The sequence below is a fragment of the Streptomyces hygroscopicus subsp. hygroscopicus genome (assembly GCF_030269125.1).
Taxonomy (GTDB): domain Bacteria; phylum Actinomycetota; class Actinomycetes; order Streptomycetales; family Streptomycetaceae; genus Streptomyces; species Streptomyces hygroscopicus_C.
In genome coordinates, this window is record NZ_BSSM01000006.1 from 101,609 (window position 1) to 121,709 (window position 20,101).

Below are 20,101 nucleotides of genomic sequence, written 5' to 3' on the forward strand. Positions count from 1 at the left end.
GCCTTTCGGGATGCGGACGCTCGCGGCGGTCCGGTCAGTAGCGGACGGGCAGCGCGGTGAGGCTGCGGTTGAGGAGGGACGGCTGCCAGGTGAGCGCGCCGGGGTCGGTCAGGGTCAGGCCCGGATGGTCGCGGACCAGCGTGCCCACCGCGGCGACGGCCACGAGCCGGGCCAGCGCGGCGCCGATGCAGAAGTGGGCGCCGAAGCCGAAGCCGAGGTGGGTGGCGCCGGTGCGGCGGACGTCGAACCGGCCGGGGTCGGGGAAGCGGGCCGGGTCCCGGTTGGCGGCGGCCGTCACCAGGAAGATCCGGTCGCCCGCCCGCAGGGTGCGGCCGTCCAGGTCCAGGTCGCGGACGGTGGTGCGGATCGACATCTTGGAGGGGCCGTCGAGCCGCAGCGTCTCCTCCACGGCGCCCTGGGCCAGCCCGGGGTCCTCGCGTACGGCGGCCAGTTGACCGGGACGGCTGTGCAGGGCGAGGACGGTGTTGGCGATGAGGTTGCTGGTGGTCTCCCCGCCGGCGAACGCCATCTGGGTGAGCATCCCGACGAACTCCTCCTCGCTGACCGACTCCCCCACCCGGCCCTCCTTCAGCACCTGGCTGATGAGGTCGTCGGCGGGTTCGGCTCGCCGCTCTGCGACCAGTCCGGCGAGGTAGTCCTCCAGGCTCACCAGCGCCTGGAGGGAGGCCCGGTACTCGCTCTCCTCCTGGGCGGTACCGAGCACGAGGTCGGCGACGCGGGCGTTCCAGTACCAGAAGGCGGCGGCGTCGGTGCGCGGGACGCCGAGCCAGCGGGCGAACACCAGCGCGGGCAGCGGCTTGGCCACGTCGGCCATGAGGTCGCCGCCGCGGCCGGGTACGGCCTTGCGGGCGAGGACGGCCCGGGTCGCCTTCTCTGTGAAGGCGCGGTAGCGGGCCACCGCCCGTGCGGCGAAGGCCTCCTGGAAGACCTGGCGCAGTCGGCGGTGCTGCGGCGGGTCGTTGAACACCATCCAGCGGGACAGGATCCCGAAGGCCCGCTCGGCGTCCTCGCGGGCACCCTGCGGTACGGCGTCCATCAGGGGCCGTACCCGGTCGGCGGAGACGGCCGGGTCGCGCAGGCAGCGCATCACCTGGTCGTAGCCGGTGACCAGCCAGGCGTGGTGCATCGGGCTCCAGTGCACCGGCGCGTGGGCGCGGAGGGCGTCGAGGTGGCCGTAGGGGTCGGCGATCATGTCCGGCGAGAGGAGGTAGCGCTCGGTGAAGGGCGCTTCGGGGGCTTGGGGGACGGTACGGGTCGGCGGGGCTTCCGCGGTGCCCGGGGTGCCCCCCGCGAGCGGGGTCGCCGTGCTCATCGGTCCTCCCCCTCCTGGATCGCGACGAGGATCCCGGCGATGCCGGACACCCTCGGCTCGGCCATCATCGACATGTGGTCGCCGTCGCTGACGTGCACGGTCAGCCCGTCGCCGGCCACTTCGCGCCACCGGGCGAGGTAGGTGTCGTAGTCGACGTCCAGGCCCGGCATGGTGCGGCCGCGCGGCAGGCCCGCGGCCTCGCTGCCGACCACGAGGTGGATGTGGCCGGGGTAGGTGCGGACCTCGTACCCGGCGAGGGCGGCGAGGAGCGAGTGCCACACCTCGATGGGCGCGTTCTCGACGAGGGCGGCCTCGGCGGGGCTCATGCCGGCGCCGAGCAGGGTGGCGGTGAGTTCGGCGGTGGCCCGGTCGCGCTCCGGGGAGGGCGGCAGCTGCCGGATCAGGTCGCGTTGGCGCCAGGCGGCGCGCAGGTCGTCGGTGACGCCGTTCAGGCGGGCGCGGGCGGCGGGGTTGGGGAGGTACGGCTCGATCAGGACCAGCGGGGCCACGGGGTGACCGGAGCGGTGCAGCTGGGTGGCCATCTCCAGGGCGATGTTGGCGCCCATGGACCAGCCGAGGAGGGCGTGGGGGCCGTGCGGGGCGTGGGTGCCTCGGGCACCGCGATCGGTGATCTCGGCGACGTAGTTGGCCGCGATCCCGGTCACCGTGCTCGGGTCGACGCCGCCGAGCAGCCCCCGCGCCTGGAAGGCGTGCACGGGCCGGCCGGGCGGCAGGGCGCGGGCGAGCGGGACGAACCAGGCGGCGCTGCCGCCGGTGGGGTGCACGCACCACAGCGGCTCCCCCGTGCCCTCGCGCAGCCGTACCTCGGAGGTGACGGCGGTGGGCAGGCCGTCGCCCGCCGCTCGGGTGGCGTGCTCGGCGAGCTGGGCGATGGTCGGGTGTTCGATCAGGTCGCCGACGGAGACCGGGAGGCCGCGTCCGGCGGACATCAGGGAGACCCGTACGGTGGACAGGGAGCTGCCGCCGATGCGGAAGAAGTCGTCGTGGACGCCGACGCGGGCGAGACCGAGGACCTCGCGCCAGATCTCGGCGAGGATCTTCTCCGCCGGGGTGGCCGGGGCGACGTACGCGCTGTCGGGCCGGTCGAGTTCGGCCGGCGGCAGCGGCAGCGCCCGCTTGTCGATCTTGCCGCTGCGGTTGACGGGGAGTGCGTCGAGGAGCACGAACCGGGCGGGGATCATGTACGCGGACAGCGAGGTGCGCAGGGCGCGGCGCAGTTCCTCGGACGTGGGCCGCGCGGAACCCCGCGGGACGAGGTAGGCGACGAGGGCCGGTTCACCGCCGGGCAGGTCGGTGCGGTGCAGGACGACGGCCTGGCGGACCCCGGGCAGGCTCCGCAGCGCGTGCTCGATCTCGCCGAGTTCGATGCGGAAGCCGCGCAGCTTGACCTGGGAGTCGCGGCGGCCGACCCACTCCACGGAGCCGTCGGGCCGGTGGGTGCCGAGGTCGCCGGTGCGGCACAGCCGCTCGCCGGGCAGCCCGTAGGGGTCGGGCACGTAGGTGGCGGCGGTGAGCGCCGGGCGGCCGAGGTAGCCGCGGCCGACGGCCTGTCCGCCGAGGTAGATCTCACCGGGGACGCCGGCCGGGACGGGCTGGAGGTCGTCGTCCAGGACGTGGATACGGGTGTTGCGGATCGGGGTGCCGATGGGCGGGTGGCCCTGGTGCGGGCGGAGTTCGGCGGCCACGGACCACACGGAGGTCTCGGTGAGGCCGTAGACGTTGTGGAAGCGCCGGCCGCGCGACCAGACGTCGGCGAGTTCGGCCGGGCATGCCTCGCCCGCGACCTGGAGCACCCGCAGCTCGGGGAAGTCGTCCTCGCCGAGCACCGCGAGGGCGCTGGGCGGCAGCATGGCGCAGGTGACGCGGGCCTCGCGCAGGGTGCGGGCGAGGTCGGGGCCGGGGCGCAGGTCCTCCTTGGGCGCGGTGACCAGGCGGCCGCCGTTGGCGAGGGACCAGGTGAGTTCGAGGACGGAGGCGTCGAACCCGAAGGAGGCGAACTGGAGCACCCGGTCCTCGGGGGTGGGGCGTACCAGGTCGCGCTGGCCTTCGAGCATGTTGGACAGGCCGCGGTGCGGGAGGGCGACGCCCTTGGGGGTGCCGGTGGAGCCGGAGGTGTAGATGATGTAGGCGAGGGTGTCGGCGTCGGGCTCCCGGCCCGGCACGGGCTCCATGTGCTCGGCGGGGACGTCCAGTCGGACCACGGGACCGTCGAAGGGCACCGTTCCGTCGAGGCGGCGCTGGGTGAGCAGCACCCGCATGCCGCTGTCCTCGGCCATGAACGCCAGCCGCTCGGTGGGGTGTTGCGGGTCCAGCGGCAGGAAGGCGCCTCCGGAGCGCAGCACACCGACCGCCGCGCGCACCAGGTCCGGCCCGCGTTCGACGCAGATGCCCACCACGGTCTCCGGGCCGACGCCCAGCGTCCGCAGTCGCCGCGCCAGCTGCTCGGCCTGCTCGTGGAGTTCGCCGTACGACAGCTGCTCGCCGCGGTGTTCGACGGCGACCGCGTCCGGGGTGCGGGCCGCGTGCGCCGCGATGTGCTCGTGCAGCATCAGCGGCGAGGACGGGATCTCGGGTCCGCGCGCCCAGACGTCGAGCGCGGTGTCACGGGCGGCGCCGGTGAGCGCGGGCCGGGTGACCCGGGCGTCGGGGCCGGCGACCATGGCCTCCAGCTGGGCGCAGTACACGTCGGCCAGCTGCTCGGCCGTGGCGGGGGCGACGAACTGCGGGTCCACGTCGAGGGTGAAGGCGTTGACGCTGGCGTTGACCAGCAGCGGGAACATGGTCCGGGCGATCTCCAGGGAGTCGTCCCAGGAGTCGTGCGAAAGCCGGTGGAAGTTGACGTAGTTGAACACCGCGTCGGTCAGGTTCGGTTCGGTGGGCCGCAGTTGCGCGATGCGGACCAGGGGCACCCTGCGGTGCGGCAGCATCTCCTGCTCGGCCCGGAACACGTCCCGCAGATAGCCGCGCCAGCTGCCGCGCGGGCGGGCGACGCCGAACGGCACGGTGTTCAGGAACAGTCCGCGCATCCGGTCCGCGCCGGGGACCTCGGGCCGGCCGTTGGTGACCAGGCCGACGCTGTGCCCGAGCACGCTCTCGTCGCGGTCCGCGAACAGGCTCATGGTGTGGTGGAAGGCGGTGAGCAGCACGGTGCGCCGCGGCACCCCCGCCTCCTTCGCCAACGTGCCGATGCGCTGCGCGAGATGGGCGTAGGAGCGCCGGACCTCGTGCACCGGCTGCCGGTCCGTGTCCGCGCCGCCCGCCACGCGCCGCCGGAAGGTCACGGGGCGCAGGTCGGCGAGGCTGTCCCGCCAGTACTCCAGCGACTCCTCGCTGTCCAGGGCGGCCCGCTCCAGGGCCACGTACTCGGCGAACGCCGGGGCCTGCGGGGGCAGGGGCGCGGTGCCGTGGGCGACGGCCTCGCGGTGCAGGGCGAGCAGGTCGGCGACGAGCGAGGTGAGGCTCCAGCCGTCCAGCACGACATGGCAGTCGGTGAGCACGAGGCGCAGGTCGTGGTCGGTGACGTGGTGCAGATGGATGCGGACGAGGGGCGCGGCGGCCAGGTCGAAGCGACGCTCGAACTCCTCCGTCACGAACCGCCGAAGCCGCGCCCGCTGTTCGTCGCGGGGCAGAGCGCGCAGATCGGTGTAGCCGACCCGCAGCCGGGCGGTGCGGTGGACGAGCTGGAGGGGTTCGCGGTAGCCGACGAGGTCGACGGAGCTGCGCAGTATGGGGTGCCCGGCGACCACCGCGTCCACGGCCGCCTGGAACGCGCCGAGGTCGAAGCCCTCGGGCACGGTGATCTTCAGGTCGGTGACGTTGTGGTAGGCGCCGCGCCGGGGGTCGGCGAGCATCTCGTGCAGCATGCCGGCCTGGAGCATGGTGAGCGGGTAGGCGTCCTCCAGCCCGTCGGGCAGCCGGCCCGCGTCGGCCGGGTCGATCTGGGAGAACGGGGCGACCGGGGCGGGCGCGTCGACGGCGTCGGTGACGAGGGCGGCGAGATCGGCCAGGGTGGGGGTGCGGAAGACGTCGGCGACGGAGAAGCCCAGCCCGGCGAGCCGGCCGAGGCCGACCAGGCGCAGCGCCAGGATCGAGTCGCCGCCGAGGTCGAAGAAGTTGTCGCCGCGGCCGACGTGTTCGGCGCCGAGCACCTGGCTCCACACGCCGGCCAGCGCCCTCTCCACCGGGCCCTCGGGGGGCACATGGGTGGCGGGTCCGGCCGCGGCCGGGGTCACGGCGGTCAGCGCGGCGCGGTCCACCTTGCCGTTGGCGGTCAGCGGCAGCCGCTCGTGGCGCACGAACAGCGCGGGGACCATGTAGTCGGGCAGGGTCAGCCGCAGTCCCTCGCGCAGCGCGGGCGGATCGAGCGGGCGGGCCTCCGGGGTGACGACGTGGGCGACCAGGCGGGCCGTCTCCCCGTCCCGGCGGGCCACCACGGCGACGTCGGCGACGCCGGGCAGGGCGCGCAGCGCGGTCTCGATCTCGCCGGGCTCGATGCGGTAGCCGCGGATCTTCACCTGGTGGTCGGCGCGCCCGACGTACGCCAACTCGCCGTCGGGCAGCACCCGGACGAGATCGCCGGTGCGGTACATCCGGGCGCCGGGCGCGCCGAAGGGGTCGCGCAGGAAGCGTTCGGCGGTCAGCTCGGGCCGGTTGCGGTAGCCGCGGGCCACGCCACCGCCGGAGACGTACAGCTCGCCGACGCTGCCGGGCGGCACCAGCCGTCCCGAGGGGTCGAGGACGTACCCGTGCTGCCCGGTGAGCGGGCGGCCGATGGGCGAACGGACGGCGCCGTGCACGTCCCGCTCGGTGATGGTGCGGAAGGTGACGTGCACGGTGGTCTCGGTGATGCCGTACATGTTCACGAGGGCGGGGCGCTCGCCCGGGGTGGTGAACCAGTCGTCGTAGTCGCGGACGTCGAAGGCGTCGCCGCCGAACACCACCGTCCGCAGCGGGAGTCCGGCGAAGCCGTCGCCGCTGTCCCTCAGGTGCGCGCGCAGGCCCTTGAAGGCGGCGGGGGTCTGGTTGAGGACGGTGACGCGCTCCTCGCGCAGCACCCGGTGCACCGCGGCCGGGTCGCGCACCTCGTCCGCGGTCAGCACGACCACGCGCCCCCCGCTGGTCAGCGGCGCCCACAACTCCCACACGGAGAAGTCGAAGGCCGGCGAGTGCATCAGCGTCCACACGTCGTCCGGGCCGAAGTCGAAGTGGTGGTCGGCGGCGGCCAGCAGCCAGGCCAGGTTGCCGTGGGTGACCTCCACGCCCTTGGGGCGGCCGGTGGAGCCGGAGGTGTAGATGACGTAGGCGAGGTCGCCGGGTGCGGGGAGGACGTCGGGGGCCTGCGCCTGGGGGCCGTCCTCGTCCAGCAGCATGACCTGGACGGGCAGTTGGTCGAGGGCTGACCGGGTCGCGCCCGAGGCGACGATCCACTCGATGCCGGAGTCGGTGACGGTGAACTCGCGGCGCGCCTTCGGGTGGGAGGGGTCGAGCGGGAGGTAGGCGGCGCCCGCGCGCCAGACTCCGAGCAGGGCCACGGCGAGGTCGGGTGTGCGGTCGAGGCAGACGCCGACCAGGGAGCCGGGGGTGACCCCGGCCGCGCGCAGTCGCCGGGCCAACCGGGAAGCCTGTTCGTCGAGTCGGCGGTAGGTCAGGGAACGGGCTCCGCTCACCGCGACCGCGTCCGGCGCCCTGCCGATGTGTTCGGCGAGGCGGTCGGGGGCGGTGCGCGGGGTGGTCCGGGGCTCGTCGCCGGTGTTGGCGGGCCCGTCCGGGCCGAGCAGGTGGGCGCGTTCGGCCGGGGTCAGCGGGTCGATGGCGCTGAGCGGGGTGTCGGGGGTGGCGCAGAACGCCTCCAGCAGGTTCACGGTGTGCCGGGCGAGCGCCGCGACGGACGCGCCCTCGAACAGGTCGGGACGGTAGACGAAGGCCAGCTCGGTGCGGCCGTCGCCGTCGCGCAGGTCGAGGGTGAGGTCGAACTTCGCGGTGGTGAGGTCGATCCGGTACGGCGTCCCGGTCGCCCCGCCGAGGTCGAACCCGGAGGCGGTGGTGTCGGTGTGGGTGTACAGGACCTGCACCAGCGGGTTGCGGGCGAGGTCGCGCTCGGGGCTCAGCGCGTCCACGACCTGCTCGAAGGGCAGCGACTGGTACGAGAACGCCTCCAGGACCCGCTCCCGGGTACGGGCGAGCAGCGCGGCCGGCGTCGGGTCGTCGGACAGGTCGCCGCGCAGTACCAGGGTGTTGACGAAGAACCCGACGAGCTGCTCCGTCTCGGCCCGCTCCCGGTTGGCCACGACGGTGCCGACGGCGATGTCCCGCTGCCCGCTGTGGAAGGCGAGCGCGGCCTGGAAGGCGGCCAGCACCGTCATGTACGGCGTCGTACCCGCGCGTCGGCCGAGTTCGGCGAGCGCGCCGGTCAGCGCGGGCGACAGGGTGACGGTGTGCGCCTCGCCACGGCCGCCGGGGGCGTCGGGCCGGGGGTGGTCGACGGGCAGTTCCAGCGGGGTGAGGCCGGCCAGCCGGGTGCGCCAGTGGTCGAGGGCGGCGGACTGGTCGCTGCCCCGCTGCCAGATGGCGTAGTCCGTGTATTCCAGCGGGAGTTCGGGCAGCCGGGCGGCGTGGTGCCGCGTCCTGGCCCGGTACAGCTCGGTCAGGTCGCGGACGATCAGGCCGAGCGACCAGCCGTCGGAGACGATGTGGTGCATGCCGAGGACGAGCACGTGGTCGTCCTCGCCGGCCCGGACGAGGGTGGCGCGGAAGGCGGGTTCCCGTCCGAGGTCGAAGGGGCGCAGCGCGGCGGCGTGCACGGTCGCGGCCAGCCGTGCGGCGCCGTCCGTGCCGGGTGGGGCGGTGGCGTCCACCAGGTCGAGGCAGCCGGGGTCGGGCGGCAGGATCCGCTGGTACGGGATGCCCTCGCGTTCGGGGAAGACGGCCCGCAGCTGCTCGTGCCGGGCCGTGAGGTCGGCGACGGCCGCGCGCAGGGCGGGGAGGTCCAGCGGGCCGGTGAACCGCCAGGCGGCGGGCAGCAGATAGGTGGACGCGCCGGGGTCGAGGCGGTCCAGGAAGTACAGGCGCTGCTGGGCGGGCGACAGCGGGATCCGGTCCGGGCGCGGGCTGACCCGGGTCGGGCCGTCCTCGCGTACCGCGGTCCGGCCGCGCAGCCGCTGTTCCAGGAGGCGCCGGGCGGCCGGGGACAGGCCGCCGGCCGGGGACGCTCCGTCGGCCGAGGGCGCCCGGCCGGCCGGGGCCGGCCCGTCGCCCGTGGGCCGGCCGTCCGCCGGGACGAGGAGGTTGGGGCGCACGTCGGATGTGGTCATGCGGGCACTCCGATCTGAACTCTGGGGAGGAAGCCGGGGTCGGGGCGGGGTGCCCTCAGAAGTCGGCGGTGAGGGAGAGGTCGATCTCGTCGTCGCTCATCTGCGAGATCAGTTCCAGCAGCCTGCGCTCCACCTCGGCGGCGAGCCGCGCCACCGTGGGGTGCTCGAACAGGTCCCTGACCTGGAGCATGCAGTCGAACGCGGTGCGCAGCCGGGAGGCGACCGCGACGGCGCGCAGGGAATGGCCGCCCAGGGCGAAGAAGTCGTCGTGGACGCCGACCCGGGGCAGGTCGAGCACCTCGCACCAGATCTGCGCGACGACCGTCTCGGCCGGGCTGCGCGGTGCCACGAAGGTCCCCGCGCCGGGGGCCGCGGGCTCGGGCAGGGCGGCGACGTCCAGCTTCCCCTGCACCGTCAGCGGCAGCGCGTCGAGCAGGGCGAACGCCGACGGCACCAGATAGTGCGGCAGCCGGGCCCGGCAGTGCGTCGTGAGGGACTCCTCCGACAGCCCGTCGCCGACGACGTAGCCGACCAGGGCGGGCTCGCCGCGCAGGGTGCGCACGACGACCGCGGCGCCCCGCACCCCGGGGTGCCGGCGCAGCACCGCCTCGGCCTCCTTGGGCTCGACGCGGAAGCCGCGGATCTTCACCTGGTCGTCGTTGCGGCCGAGGAACTCCAGCTCGCCCGAGGGAAGGCGGCGTACGACGTCCCCCGTGCGGTAGAGCCGGCCGCCGAGCGCCCCGAAGGGGTCGGGCTCGAACCGCTCGGCGGTGAGTCCCGGCCGCCCCAGATAGCCGCGTGCCAACTCGCGTCCGCCGACGAGGAGTTCGCCGGGGACGCCGTCGGGGACGAGTTCACCGAGGGCGTCGACCACATAGGTACGGCGACCACCCAGGGGCCGACCGATGGGCACCCGTCCGGTCCGGGCGCCGTCGACGGTGTGCGCGGTCGCGGAGATCACCGACTCCGTGGGCCCGTAGGTGTTGAGCACGGGCACCCGGGGCAGGTGCGCGAACCACCGCTCCAGCGGGTCGGCGGGCAGGGCCTCTCCCCCGGTCACCAGCAGCCGCAGCGAGACGAGTCGGGGCGCGAGCCGGTCCAGCCGGGACACCAGTTCCGCCCAGTAGGAGGGGGTGAGTTCCATGACGGTGACCCGCTCGGCCGCGACCCGGGCGGCCAGCTCCTCCGGGCCCCAGATCTCGTCCGGGCGCACGATCACCGTGGCGCCGGCGCTCAGCGCGGGCAGGATCTGCTCCAGGGAGGCGTCGAACGCCGTGGAGGCGAAGGTGAGCACCCGGTCGTCGGCGGTGAGCCCGAACCGCTCGCGGGCGGCGGCCACATGGGCGTCCAGGGCGTGGTGTTCGACGCCGACGGCCTTGGGGCGGCCGGTGGACCCCGAGGTGAAGATGACGTAGGCGAGATCGCCGGGGTCAGGAGTGTACCGGGGCCCGTCGGGCAGGGGTCGTACGTCCTCGACGGCGACGGCCCGTACCCCGAGCACGGTGACCTTCTCGCGGGTGCCCGCGTCGGCCACGACGTGCCGTACCCCGGCCTCCCGGAGCATGTACCGGAGCCGTTCCTCGGGCAGCAGGGCGTCGAGCGGGACGTAGACCCCGCCCGCCCGCCAGACGGCGAGCATCGCGGCCACGGACCAGGCACCCCGGCCGACGCACACCCCGACGGGGTCGCCGGGTGCCACCGACGCGTCGTGGAGGGCGGCCGCCAGCCCGCCCGTCAGGGCGTCCAGTCGGGCATGGTCGAGGACCGTCCCCTCGCACACGACGGCGGGGGCGTCGAGGGGTCCCGCCACCTGGAACCCCGGCGCGGCCGTCACCTCCCGCCCGGCCGTCGCCACCAGGAGGTCGCGCTCCCCCGCGGACAGCAGCGGTGCCGCGTCGACGCGGGCGGCGGGGTCGGCGAGGCACGCCTCCAGCAGCCGGCCGACGTGGCGGGCGAACCGGGTGGCGGTGGCCGGGTCGAAGAGGTCGGCGGCGTACTCGACGTTGAGCGCGAACCCGCTGGGACGGACCACGAACGTGGCCGTCAGATCGAACTTGGCCGACCCCCAGGGAAGGCGGAAGTCGACGGTGTCGAGCCCCGGGAGTCCCGACCCGCCCGTGGACGCGTCCTGGACGTCCACCATGACCTGGAACAACGGGTTGCGGGAGAGGTCGCGTTCGGGGCGCAGCCGCTCCACGACCCGTTCGAACGGCACCTCCTGGTGGTCGAAGGCGCCCAGCACGACGTCCCGTACCCGCTCCACCAGCTCGGCGAAGGTCGGCCGCCCGGACAGATCCGTGCGCAGCACCACGGTGTTCACGAAGAACCCGACCAGCGGTTCCAGTTCGAGACGGCCGCGGCCGGCGACGGGCGTGCCCACCGGGACGTCGGTCTGCCCGGACCAGCGGGCCAGCACGGCCTGCGCGGCGGCCAGCAGCACCATGAACCGGGTCGCGCCGTGCTCCCGGGCGAAGGTGTCCACGCGGTGCACGAGCGGGGCGGGCAGGTCGACCTCGACGGCGCCGCCCCGGCCGGTGAACGCGGCCGGCCGGGGCCGGTCGGTGGGCAGCTCCAGGGCGGGCGTCGCCGCCAGCACGTTCTCCCAGTAGTCCAGTTGCGGCTCCAGCGCGCCGCTGTCGGCGCGCTCGCGCTGCCAGACGGCGAAGTCGCCGTACTGGACGTCCAGCGGCGGGAGCTGGGCCCGCCGGCCCGCCCGCCGGGCCGCGTAGTGGTGGGCGAGTTCGTCCAGCAGGACGCCCTTGGACCAGCCGTCGGTGACGGCGTGGTGCAGGGCGAGCAGGACCACGTGGTCGTCCGCGGCCAGCTCCCACACTCCGGCGCGCAGCAGCGGCGGCCGGGCGAGGTCGAAGCGGCGCGTGGCGAGGGCCTCGGCCTGCCGTCGCACGGCGTCCAGGCGGGCCTCCTCGTCCGGCCCCTCGGGTGCCGTCTCCCACCGCAACGGCACGCCCGCCGGGTCGCACACCTGCTGCACGGGACGGCCGTCGGACTCGATCAGCGCCGTGCGCAGCACCTCGTGCCGGGCCACCAGATCGTCCAGCGCCTGTTGCCAGCAGGCGCGTTCGAGCCCGCCGCGCACCCGCCAGCAGTACCACAGCAGATAGGAGTCGCCCCGGTCGGACGTGCGGTCCAGGAACCACAGCCGTTCCTGCGCGAAGGACAGCGGCAGCGGCCTGGTGCGGTCGACAGGCAGCACCTCGGTCGTGCCGGAGGCGCGGGCGCCGGCCACGCGCGGGGCGAAGCCGCGCACGGTCGGGTTCTCGAAGAGGGTGCGCAACTCGATGTCCCGGCCGAGCCGCCCGGCGATGCGGGAGACCGCCATGGTGGCGAGCAGGGAGTGCCCGCCCAGGTCGAAGAAGCTGTCGTCGATGCCGATCCGCTCCAGGCCCAGGACATCGGCCCACACCTCGGCGACGATCCGCTCGGTCTCGTCGCGGGGTCCGGCGAAGGCGGCGTCGTCGGCCGGGCCGTTCCGGTCCGGATCGGGCAGGGCACCCCGGTCGAGCTTCCCGGAGACACCGACCGGCAGGGCGTCGAGGACGACGAAGTCGGAGGGGACGGCGTAGTGCGGCAGGCAGCGGGCGCACCAGGACCGCAGCTCCGCCCGGTCGGGCGCCGAGGGCGCGTCCGGGGCGGGTACGACGTAGCCGGTCAGGGTGCGTCCGGTGGCACGGTCGGGCCGGACGGCGGCCGCCGCGACCAGCGGGCAGGCCCGCAGCACGGCCTCCACCTCGCCGAGTTCGACGCGGAAGCCGCGGATCTTGACCTGGTCGTCGCGGCGCCCGACGAAGTCCAGTTCCCCGGCCGCCGTCCAGCGCACGAGGTCGCCGGTGCGGTACAGGCGGCCGCCGGGCGGCCCGTACGGGTCGGGCACGAAGCGCTCGGCGGTCAGCGCGGGCCGGTTGAGGTAGCCCCGGGCCAGCTCCGTCCCGCCGATGAGGAGTTCACCCGTGACGCCGACCGGCACCTGCTCGTCGTCGGCGTCCACCACGTACACGCTGCGGTCGCCGAGCGGCCGGCCGATGGGCACGCTGTCGGCGGACGGTCCGCCGGCGTCGTGGGTGGTGGCGGTGACGGTGGTCTCGGTGGGCCCGTAGGCGTTGCAGACCCGCACCCACGGCACGGCGGCCCGCCACACGGCCAGGGTGTCGGCCGGGACCGCCTCGCCGCCGAGCACCAGCAGCCGCAGCGGGGCGAGGGCCGCGGCGAGCCGGCGGTCGAGGGAGAGGGCCAGCTCGGACCAGTAGGTGGGCGGCACGTTGACCACGGTCAGCTCGTGCCGCTGGACGATCTCCGGCACCTGGGTCGGCAGCCAGGGCTCCTCGGGCCGCATCACGACGGTGGCTCCGGAGGTCAGGGCGGGCAGCACCTGGTCCAGGGAGGCGTCGAAGGAGAAGGAGGCGAAGGCCAGCACCCGGTCGTCGGCGGTGATACCGAGGCGCCGCCGGGCGGCGGCCACGTGCGAGGCGAGCGCGGCGTGCTCGACGCCGACCGCCTTGGGATGTCCGGTGGACCCGGACGTGAAGATGACGTGGGCGAGTTGGCGGGGGTCGGGCCGGTGGCGGGGCCCGTCCGCGTCCGGGGCGACGGCCGCGACGTCGACGGTGACGGGCGCGAGCGGACCGGCGGTCGCGGCGGTCGCCGGTTCGGCCACGACGCAGGCGAGCCCGGCCTCCCGGGCCATGAACGCGAGCCGCTGCTCGGGAAGTTCGGGGTCGAGCGGCACGTACACCCCGCCGGCCCGCCAGATCCCCTCGATGGCGGCGACCGACCACAGACCGCGGCGCAGTACGACACCCACCGGGCTGCCCTCGGTCACTCCGGCGGCGCGCAGCGCGGCCGCGAGCCCGCCGGACATGGCGTCGAGTTCCGCGTACGTGGCGCTGTCGTCGCCGCAGCGCAGCGCGGTCGCCCCGGGTCGTCCGGAGAACGCGACCGGGTCCGCGGGTGCCGCGGGCCGGTCCGGGGCGTGGTGCCACTCGGGCCGGGGCCGGGCGGGGGCCCCCGGCCGGGTGGCCAGGGCACCGGCCAACTCGTGCACGGGGGTGCCGGGTTCGGCGATGACAGCGCGCAGCAGCGCGACGTACGCCTGTGCGAACGCGCGCATCGTCGCGGCGTCGAACAGCGCCGTGGCGTACTGCAGTACGGCGGCGATGCTGCCGTCGGTGCGCAGGGTCAGGTCGAGGAAGACGTCCAACGGCGTCTCGGTCAGCGGCGGGTCCACCAGCGCCACCTCCAGGCCCGCCATCCGCACCGGCCGGATCGGGGAGTTGAGCAGAGTGAACGACGCCTGCGCGAGCGGATGCCGGGACAGGTCGCGGGAGCCGCCGAGCGCGCCGACCACCAGGTCGAAGGGTGCCTCGGCGTGCGAGAGGTCGGCCGGCACGCGGTCGCGCACCCGGGCGAGCAGCGCGTCGAAGCCGGGCCGCCCGGACAGGTCCGTGCGCAGCACGACGGTGTTCACCAGCGGACCGATCAGCGCGGCGGCACCGCGCTGGGCGCGGTCCGCGAGGGTGCTGCACACGGCGACGTCGGTGCGTCCCGCCCAGTGCCCGAGCAGCGCCTGGTAGGCGGCGAGCAGCACCATGTACCGGGTGGCGCGCCGGGACCTGGCCAGCGCGTCCACGGCGGTGACCAGTTCGGCGGGCACGTCGAAGCGGACGGCGTCCCCGGAACCGTCCCAGACCCGGGGCCGCGGCCGGTCGGTGGGCAGGTCCAGCGGGGTCAGCCCGGTCAGCCGGTTGCGCCAGTGCCCGAGCAGCCGATCGAGGCGCTCGCCGGAGAGTCGTGCGGCCTGCGCGCGGGCGAGTTCGGCGTACTGCACGGCGAGCGGTTCGACGTCCTCGCCCCGGTACCCCGCGGCCAGTTCCTCCAGCAGCACGCCCCACGACCACCCGTCGACGGCGATGTGGTGGACCTCGACCAGCAGCAGGTGCTCGTCCTCGGCGACCCGGGCGAGCGTGGCGCGGACCGGGTGCTCGGCGGCGAGATCCACGGGACGGCCCAGGCAGCGGTCGTACAGGTCGGCCGGCCCGTCCGCCGTGATCCGCCGGAGCGTGAACCCGGTCGGGGCGTCCACGACCGGCACCGGCTCCCCGTCGACGGCGGTGAACCTCGTCCGCAGCACCTCGTGCCGCGCCACGATCCCGCCCAGCGACCGCTCCAGCCGGTCGGCGTCCAGGCGCCCCCGCAGCCGCAGCACCAACGGCAGCATCGAACCGCTGGACGTCCCCGCCAACTGGTCCATGAACCACAGCCGACGCTGCGCGAAGGATGCCGTGCGGGTGTCCACGTCGTTCGGCGCCCCCTCAGGGGCCGGACCTGTTGTCACTGTCGCCTCCCAGCCGTCTTTTCCCAGCAGCCTGCCGCCGCGCGCCCCCGCTCCCCAGGGAAGAAGAAGCAGCGCTGCGAGCAGACTCGGCTGCGGTTCCGGTGGCTGGGGCGGGCCTCCGGTTCCCGCTCCGGGGCGTCGCGGCATCGCCGTGCGCCCGCTCGGCGGAGCCGGCCGCCCGGGGGCTCCGGCTGTGGCCTGCCGGTCCAGCGGGAACGGACCGCCGCATGCCCGGGTCCCGGCCGCCCTCGCACCGGCGTCGACCGCCGTCCTCGGCGACGCGGGGACCGGGCTCACCGCCCGCGGTCCCCCGGCGGTTCTCAGCAGGCCCTGGCGATGACCTGCCCGACGACGGAGAAGCGCTGCCCGCACTCCGGGCAGGTCGCCTCACCGAAGACATGGGTGAGGGCACGCGCCACGTCCAGCTGCCCGTCGGCCAGGGCAAGCTCGTGAAGGCGCCGGCCGAGACCTTCCAGGTCGCGGGGATCGGCCGGATGGAGGGGGAAGGTCTCGACGTCGTCGGAGAGGGCGTAGTCCTCCGCCGCGCTGAAGAAGCCCCGCGCTCCGAGCACCACCCACAGCGACGCGCACCCGTCGGGATCGGGGCACTCGAGCTCGTACTCCTCGGCGGCGAGGCCCCCCGTCAAGTCCTCCGCCCAGTGGATGTCGCCTTCCAGGTCGAGGACCGCCTCCAGCAGGCAGCAGTAGTCGCTCCGCTCGGCGGTGACCTGCCTCCACCGGTTCGCGGCGTCCAGGAGGCATGCGACCTCCGGCGCGTACCGGTGGCGCAGATCGCGCGTCTCGTGCCGCTGGTCGGCCTGGACGAGCAGGGCGCCGGCCAGGTGGAGGGCCGGAGCCGCCACGTCGGCCTCGTCGGACCGCGCCATGCCGGCCAGCGTGCGCAGCACCAGCGGATGGGCGACGTCCAGAGTGCCGTTGTGGTAGAGCTCCGTCCACAGCTCGCTCCAGGCCCGGCCGTCCGCGCCCGTGGCGGCACGTTCCAGCAGGGCCCTCAGGCGTTCGGATGCGGCGTCGTGCGCTCGGGGAGCAGGAGAACCGGTCGTCATCCCCGGTATCCAAGCAGACCGCCGCAACCGCGCCTTCGCCGGTCAGCCGGCACCGTCCGCGACCACTACGTGCCGAGCATAAGAACCGGAAGAACGGTCTTCGTCGATCCCTGCCGGGCACGGGAACTCCTCGGCCCATCAGCCGCGCAGGGGTGGGCACGCTCGATCCCAGTGGTAGCGACCGGAGGTCGTCGACAGTCGCCTCGCCGGCGCCGAACCAGTCCTGGACACGTGACCGTCCGACCGGCGTCGCGAGTCCGGATCCGGTGACGGTGCGGCCGGGGCGGAAAGGGGGACCGACCCGGTCAGGAAGATAGCGATGGCTTCGATACGACGACGCTGAAGCGCAAAGGGGGGGATGCGCCAGCGGCGTTTCTCGGGGCGCACGGGTGTCACCCCTCGAAGTGGTGGCCGAACAGCTTCTCGATCAATGCCCACAGAGCACGAGCCCCGAGCGCGATCGTCAGCCGGCCGGCAACCTCGCGGATCTTCCCCTTGGTCTCCTGGGAAGGACGCGTTGTTTCCATCACTCCACCTCATCTCCGGGGCCGCGTCCCGTCGCCGTGCGCAACGGGGCGCCCCCCTCTCGGAGATGAGGCGATGCAAGGCTAGACCCTGATCATGAGTGATCACCACTTCGAGCAGGCCGCCGCCTGACCCGGCAGCGCGGACTCACCCGGCGGCGGGCGGGACGGGCGTGGCCTGGTGGTAGTACATCTTCCACGTCGAGGCCGGACCTTGCTTGCGCCAGAGCGAACTTCGCCGTGCCCGGTTGCCGGCCGACGTGGTCTCGTAGGTGAGGTGCACCAGCCCGGGAGACAGCAGGACGCCGGTGAAGTTCGAGGGCTCGTAGCGCGGGCCGCTCTCGGTGGCACCGTCCATCTCGGGCAGCGCGGCGATCATCTCCTCGTAGGTCCACCGCCGCCCCGAAGCACCGACCTCCACGAAGTCCGGGTCCAGGAGCTGCCGGACGAGCGAACGTGTCGCACGCACGCCGGGGTCCATCAGACGCAGTTCGCCCGCGATCGCTTCACGTACCTCGTCCGTCTCTCGGCTCATGCGGACATCTTCGTCCAGGCGGCCGAGCACCGCGCGACCGAGTCGCCATCCGCCGGACGCGACCCCCGGGCCGGCCGAGGCCGTCTGCCGTGACGGCCCCTGAAGCGGCTGGCGCCCACGCTTCGCGCGAGCCGGGGCGGGGCAGGCTTCCGTATGCCCGGTCCCCCGTCCCGGCCCCTCGCCGCCGACCAACGCGGCAACGTGCTGGCCTCGTTCACGTTCGGCACCGAGGACGTCCTTCCCGGCGGCGCGCCCACGCCGATGGCTCTGACCGCGCTGTGGCACCGCGGCGCCGTCGTGATGGTCCACGACCGGTTCCGAAGCCAGTGGGAACTGCCCGGCGGCCTGCTGGAGCCGGGGGAGAGTCCTCGCCAGGCGGCGGTCCGTGAACTCGCGGAGGAGAGCGGGCAGATCCCTGACGATCCCCTGCTGTTCGTCGGCTACGCCGAGTTCCTCCTCGGTCCGGCGCGGCGAGCCGAGTACGGCGCCCTGTTCACCGGCCGCGCCCTGCGTCGCCGGCGTGTCGAGACCGATGACGAGATCGGAGCCGTGCGGTGGTGGGAACCGGCCACGCCCCTGCCGGGCCGGGTTTCCGCCATCGACGCCTACCTCGCCCGGCTCACCCTGCCCGACGGTCCGCACTGACCTCGGAGCACTCCGTTCGGGGAGCCGTCGGCTCAGGCGGTCGCCGTCGTGGCCCTCTTCGGCGTGACGCGTCGGCGCGTCGCGGCCGGGCTCGGAGCACGGTCCCGCCCCGGGTCGCCGGACCGGACCGCCGGGTCACCGGCCCGCCGGGTGCCGGGTCACCGGGTCACCGGACCGCCGGGTCGCCGGACCGCCGGACCGCCGGGTCGCCGACCATCCGCCGGCACCGGACGGCGAGCCGGTCGGCGTTGCGGCCGTCCGTGCCGCGGTACCGGGTCCGCGTGGCGGCGTCCGCGTTCCCTCGTACGGTTGGGGCGCCTTCGCCTCGTCCGTCGTCCGTGGCTGGAGGAAACCGTGACGTCCCGTCGCCACCGTCGCCGCTCCGCCGGACGCGGCGTCGGCGGACGCTCCTCGGGTGCTTCACCGGCCCGGCCACAGGATCCTCGTGCAGCCGTTCCCGTCTCGGGGCCCGCCCGCGCGGCGGGGGGCGGGGCGGCGCGTGGTACACGATCTCCGAGGACGGGGCCTCCGTGCACCTGTGGGAGCCGGCCGACGGGAACTGACGGGCCGGGCAGCCGGCCGACGGAACTGACGGGCCGGGCGAGGCCCCGCCCGTCAAGCGTCCAGGGAGTCTTCGGGGCTGTCCTTGCTCTCGGCCATCACCTTGCCACCGATGAAAGCCACGCCCAGGACGAGGGCGCCCACACCACCGGCCGCGAGCGTCTTGAGTGCCACGCTCAAGAACCTCTTGTTCTCGCTGTCCTTCAGGGACTCCAGCCTTCCGGTCTCCATGATCAGATCAAGGATGTACTTCCTCTCCTCCCAACTCTGGTACTCCTCCCTTTCGAGTTGCCCTTGGAGGATCTCCCTGATGTGCTGAAGGGCCTGATGGAAGTGCTCCTGGCTCTGCTTGTTGGCCGAGACCGCGGAGTCGAACGACTTCTCCAGCGCGTTCACCACATCCGTGGCGAATTCCTTGAACGAGGGGAACTGCTCGATGATCTTCAGGGCCGCCTCGGTGCCCATGTCGGGCATCATGGCCGCGAACCTGATCATCTTGTCCTTGGAGAGGTTCCTCCAGGAATCGATCCCGAGCGCCTGCTTGATCTCGGCTTCGCTCTTGTAGCCCATGTCGCCGCTCCGTCCCCCGCCCTGTTTCGACCGTACAAACCCCCGGGGCGCGCCCCGCTCCACGGTGCCGTGGAGGATACAGTGCGCGCCCCGGCGGTGTTCAGCCGTGGTCGAGGAAGACGGCGAGTCCGTCCAGGAGGCGCCGGAGGCCGAACTCGAAGAGCGCGTCGAGATCGAGGTCGTACCCGGCCGTGGCGAGCCGGGAGAGCGCGGGGAAGCGACCGGTGGCCAGGATCTCCAGGAACTCGGGCTCCTGGGCGTCCATCCACTGCTCGCTGTCGAGGCCGCTGTACGCCTCGGCCTCCCGTTCCGACTCCAGGTTCACGGCGATGCCGCGGGCGTAGTTGAGCAGCATCAGGTGCGCGGTGAAGGCGGTGTGCAGGTCGACTCCGCGGGAGTGCAGGACGGAGAGCATCCACTCGCTGTACGGCAGTGCCGAGATCACCATCTGGGGACGGGTCACGGACAGGGCCGGCGCGAGCCACGGGTGGCGGCGGAACTGGTCCCACAGCCGCCGGCACGCCAGCTCGATCGCTGCGCGCCAGTCCTCCGGCGGCTCGGCGGGCAGCGGGTCCTCGGCGACGACCGTGTCCATCATCCGCGTCAGCAGGTCGTCCTTGTCGGTCACGTGCCGGTACAACGACATGGTCGCCACGCCGAGTTCGGCGGCCACCCGGCGCATCGAGACCGCGGCCAGCCCCTCCGCGTCGGCGACCGCGACCGCGGCGGTGACGATCCGGCCGAGCGTGAGGGCCGACGGGGCGGACGGAGCGTCGGCCCGTCCGCCCTGGCGTCCGGCGACGGCGGGACGCGGGGCCCGTGCCGGGCCGACCGGGGCCGCCACGACCGTTCCGACGCCGGGTACGGCGCGGACCATGCCCTCGCGGCGCAGTTCGGTGAGCACCTTGGTCGCCGTCGCCATCGCGACGCCCCACTGCCGGGTGATCTCGCGGGTGGAGGGCACCCGGTCGCCCGGCGCCAGTTCACCCGTCTCGATCCGTCGCCGCAGTTCGCCGACGATCCGGCTGTAGCGCGGCACCGCCTCTCCGCCCACCGACACCCTCCGCACTAGTGCACCTGAACGGGCGCCATCGTAGCCCCGATGCCGGGGAATCCGCGCGCACGGGGCACCCACTTCCATCACATGCACTAGTGCGCTAGGCAGCAACTTCCCTATGAGCACGGG

General features: G+C 74.3%; 9 protein-coding genes. 1 reads left to right on the top strand and 8 read right to left on the bottom strand.

What is annotated here, in order from left to right:
• Window positions 1-34: 34 nt before the first annotated feature.
• The 6 genes from QSK45_RS15825 to QSK45_RS15850 all read right to left on the bottom strand — a co-directional run bounded on the left by QSK45_RS15825 (window position 35) and on the right by QSK45_RS15850 (window position 17,139).
• Window positions 35-1,333, bottom strand: coding sequence for a cytochrome P450 (locus QSK45_RS15825; protein WP_285557278.1), 1,299 nt, complete (start codon window positions 1,331-1,333; stop codon window positions 35-37).
• On the bottom strand, window positions 1,330-8,664 hold the full coding sequence (locus tag QSK45_RS15830; protein ID WP_285557279.1) for a non-ribosomal peptide synthetase: 7,335 nt from the start codon (window positions 8,662-8,664) through the stop codon (window positions 1,330-1,332). Before QSK45_RS15830 ends, QSK45_RS15825 begins: the two co-directional genes overlap by 4 nt.
• 55 nt (window positions 8,665-8,719) lie before the next feature.
• Window positions 8,720-14,974: a non-ribosomal peptide synthetase gene (locus QSK45_RS15835; RefSeq protein ID WP_285557281.1), complete on the bottom strand. Its 6,255-nt coding sequence runs from the start codon at window positions 14,972-14,974 to the stop codon at window positions 8,720-8,722.
• Window positions 14,975-15,333: 359 nt separating this feature from the next.
• Complete coding sequence (locus QSK45_RS15840) at window positions 15,334-16,080, bottom strand: hypothetical protein (protein ID WP_285557283.1); 747 nt, start codon at window positions 16,078-16,080, stop codon at window positions 15,334-15,336.
• 392 nt (window positions 16,081-16,472) lie between these two features.
• Entirely contained in the window at window positions 16,473-16,607 is a 135-nt protein-coding gene (locus QSK45_RS15845; RefSeq protein ID WP_285557285.1) for a hypothetical protein, read from the bottom strand.
• 145 nt (window positions 16,608-16,752) lie between these two features.
• Entirely contained in the window at window positions 16,753-17,139 is a 387-nt protein-coding gene (locus tag QSK45_RS15850; RefSeq protein WP_285557287.1) for a nuclear transport factor 2 family protein, read from the bottom strand.
• Between the two features lie 153 nt (window positions 17,140-17,292).
• Here QSK45_RS15850 and QSK45_RS15855 point away from each other — a divergent pair, with 153 nt between their 5' ends.
• Window positions 17,293-17,784, top strand: coding sequence for an NUDIX hydrolase (locus tag QSK45_RS15855; RefSeq protein WP_285557289.1), 492 nt, complete (start codon window positions 17,293-17,295; stop codon window positions 17,782-17,784).
• A gap of 615 nt (window positions 17,785-18,399) precedes the next feature.
• On the opposite strand, the gene QSK45_RS15860 is transcribed toward QSK45_RS15855, so the two are convergent.
• Window positions 18,400-18,915, bottom strand: coding sequence for a hypothetical protein (locus QSK45_RS15860; protein WP_285557316.1), 516 nt, complete (start codon window positions 18,913-18,915; stop codon window positions 18,400-18,402).
• A 100-nt stretch (window positions 18,916-19,015) separates the two neighbouring features.
• Window positions 19,016-19,969, bottom strand: coding sequence for a TetR/AcrR family transcriptional regulator C-terminal domain-containing protein (locus tag QSK45_RS15865; RefSeq protein WP_285557318.1), 954 nt, complete (start codon window positions 19,967-19,969; stop codon window positions 19,016-19,018).
• Window positions 19,970-20,101: the final 132 nt, after the last annotated feature.

Coding starts and splice junctions, on each gene's coding strand:
- QSK45_RS15825 (WP_285557278.1), bottom strand. CDS start 1,333: ATGAGCACGGCGACCCCGCTCGCGGGGGGCACCCCGGGCACCGCGGAA.
- QSK45_RS15840 (WP_285557283.1), bottom strand. CDS start 16,080: ATGACGACCGGTTCTCCTGCTCCCCGAGCGCACGACGCCGCATCCGAA.
- QSK45_RS15855 (WP_285557289.1), top strand. CDS start 17,293: ATGCCCGGTCCCCCGTCCCGGCCCCTCGCCGCCGACCAACGCGGCAAC.
- QSK45_RS15830 (WP_285557279.1), bottom strand. CDS start 8,664: ATGACCACATCCGACGTGCGCCCCAACCTCCTCGTCCCGGCGGACGGC.
- QSK45_RS15860 (WP_285557316.1), bottom strand. CDS start 18,915: ATGGGCTACAAGAGCGAAGCCGAGATCAAGCAGGCGCTCGGGATCGAT.
- QSK45_RS15845 (WP_285557285.1), bottom strand. CDS start 16,607: ATGGAAACAACGCGTCCTTCCCAGGAGACCAAGGGGAAGATCCGCGAG.
- QSK45_RS15850 (WP_285557287.1), bottom strand. CDS start 17,139: ATGAGCCGAGAGACGGACGAGGTACGTGAAGCGATCGCGGGCGAACTG.